Raw genomic sequence first — 1,904 nt, forward strand, 5'->3', positions numbered from 1 at the left:
TGTTAAGGTGATGCCGAGTAGTGCCAGCGGGCGGGTGCTGTCGCGGGCGTGGTGTCGGTTGGCGGCGGCGATGTTGGTGACTCCGGTCAGGCGTAGTGCGCCGATAGCGGCGTTGCGTAGGGCGGCCATGACTCAATGCCGTTCAGATAAGGCTGTCTGGGCAGGCCAGTAGCGGTGTCGGCGGGCCGGGATGGCGTGTGATTCGGCCGGCCCCGGAAAACTCTCGGCTGGAAGCCTCCAGCCGAAGTCCTCGACGAACACCTACGATCGCTCCAGCAACCCGGTGTTGCAACCACCGGTTGAATCCGCCCTCGCTGCCGCGGTCGCTGTGAAAGATCACCCTGTCCATGGCCGCCGCGGGTCGCGGCGGCCATGGACAGGGTGGCCTGGGTCAGGTCGGCGTCGTGGTGGGCGCTCATCGCGTAGCCGAGCAGCCGGCGGGAGTGCAGGTCGATCACGGTGGCGAGGTAGAGCTTGCCCTCGTCGGTGACGACCTCGGTGATGTCGCCGCACCACAACACGTCCGGCGCGACGGCGGTGAACTGCCGCCGTACCCGGTCCGGGGCAACGGGGCGTTTGCCCTGCTTAGTGAGGCTGCGTCGGCGCCTCGGCGCGCGTCCGGCCAGGCCGAGGACGGCCATCCTGGCCGCGACGGTGTTGACCGACACCTGCCACCCGTCGGCGTGCAGATCCTGGGCCACTCGGGGAGAGCCGTAGGTGCCGCCGGAGGCGTCGAAACAGGCCCGGATCGCCTCGTCGAGGGCGTCGCGGCGGGTCTGCCGCGTGGTGGGTTCCCGGTCACGCCACTTGTAGAACCACGACTCGGACAGCCCCAACGCCCGGCAGGTCACCGCGTGCGGCACGGCGTGCTCGGTCCTCTGAGCGGCGACGAAGCCAGCCACACTCACTTCGTCGCCTCCTTGACCCACAGGACCACGGATCGCTTGAGCACATCGCGCTCCATCGCCAACTCGGCGTTCTCCTTGCGCAGCCGGGCCAGCTCGGCGCGTTCGTCCTCGTCCAGCCCGCCAGCGGCCTCCTCGCCGCGAACCCGACGGTCCCGCGCCACCCAGTTGGCCAGAGTGTTCTTGTACGGCGCGTTCGGGTCCGTGCCGTCGTTGATCCCGAGATCCCTGGCGACCTGCGCGATCGGCTTACCCGTCTCCCGCACGATCCGCAGGGCGCCCTCACGGAGCTCCCGGTCGAACCGTCTCCTCGTTTCAGCCATGACCATCTATCCCCTTAGGTCCGGCCTCCACGCTATCTGGGGAACCTCACCGTCGACGTTGATGCTGGCCAGGGTCACGCCGGTGGCCTGGTCGCAGGCGGTCATCACGTGCCGGGCCGGAGTGTCGGTGGTGCGGGAGCCGCGCAGGGTCTTACCGTCCACGGCGATCGCCCGGCCGGCCGTGCAGGTGGTGGCCCGACCAGCGAGCCAGACCCCGATCGCGGCGGTCAGCAGCTGCGGGTCCACGGCCTGCAACAATCGACGGATCATCGCCTCCGATGGGCGCCGATCCGGAGTCATGCCCAAAGCGAGAGCCGTCGTGGCCGGCACGTCGGCGACCCATTCGCCGATCGCCGCGTACGAGCGGTAGCCGGCGACCACCGCACACACAGCTGCGGCGACCACCACCGTCAGCCGGTGCCGGACACCTCGCCGGGCCCGGGGGTCAGGCAGGCCGGCGAGCGCTTCGGGCAGCCCACCAGCGGTTTCGGCAACGGTCAGAGCCGGTGCGCAGGACACCGACGAGATCAGCGATGATGGCAGCGCGGGCATGACTCACTTCGGCGATCAGCATGGCGTAGAGAACCTTGATGATCTTCCGAACAGGTCATGCCCGCTTTGCTGCCACCAACAGCGGCGCTTCTACTTCAAGCCTCACAAGTCAGACAGCATCACG

At 68.8% G+C, this 1,904-nt stretch carries 2 protein-coding genes and 1 pseudogene; all 3 read right to left on the reverse strand.

What is annotated here, in order from left to right; all coding sequences use genetic code 11:
• Nucleotides 1-359: 359 nt before the first annotated feature.
• A pseudogene (locus tag ACFOX0_RS34030) lies at nucleotides 360-929 on the reverse strand (IS3 family transposase); the annotation flags it as partial.
• Nucleotides 905-1,228: a transposase gene (locus ACFOX0_RS34035; protein WP_377553776.1), complete on the reverse strand. Its 324-nt coding sequence runs from the start codon at nucleotides 1,226-1,228 to the stop codon at nucleotides 905-907. The pseudogene ACFOX0_RS34030 and the gene ACFOX0_RS34035, both read right to left, overlap by 25 nt.
• Before the next feature lie 6 nt (nucleotides 1,229-1,234).
• Nucleotides 1,235-1,780: a transposase family protein gene (locus ACFOX0_RS34040; RefSeq protein WP_377553778.1), complete on the reverse strand. Its 546-nt coding sequence runs from the start codon at nucleotides 1,778-1,780 to the stop codon at nucleotides 1,235-1,237.
• Nucleotides 1,781-1,904: the final 124 nt, after the last annotated feature.

This window comes from Micromonospora zhanjiangensis (assembly GCF_042650605.1).
GTDB lineage: Bacteria > Actinomycetota > Actinomycetes > Mycobacteriales > Micromonosporaceae > Micromonospora_J > Micromonospora_J zhanjiangensis.

Bases quoted from the DNA above. Each gene is read 5' to 3' on its own strand.
- ACFOX0_RS34035 (WP_377553776.1), bottom strand. From the start codon at position 1,228: ATGGCTGAAACGAGGAGACGGTTCGACCGGGAGCTCCGTGAGGGCGCC.
- ACFOX0_RS34040 (WP_377553778.1), bottom strand. From the start codon at position 1,780: ATGCCCGCGCTGCCATCATCGCTGATCTCGTCGGTGTCCTGCGCACCG.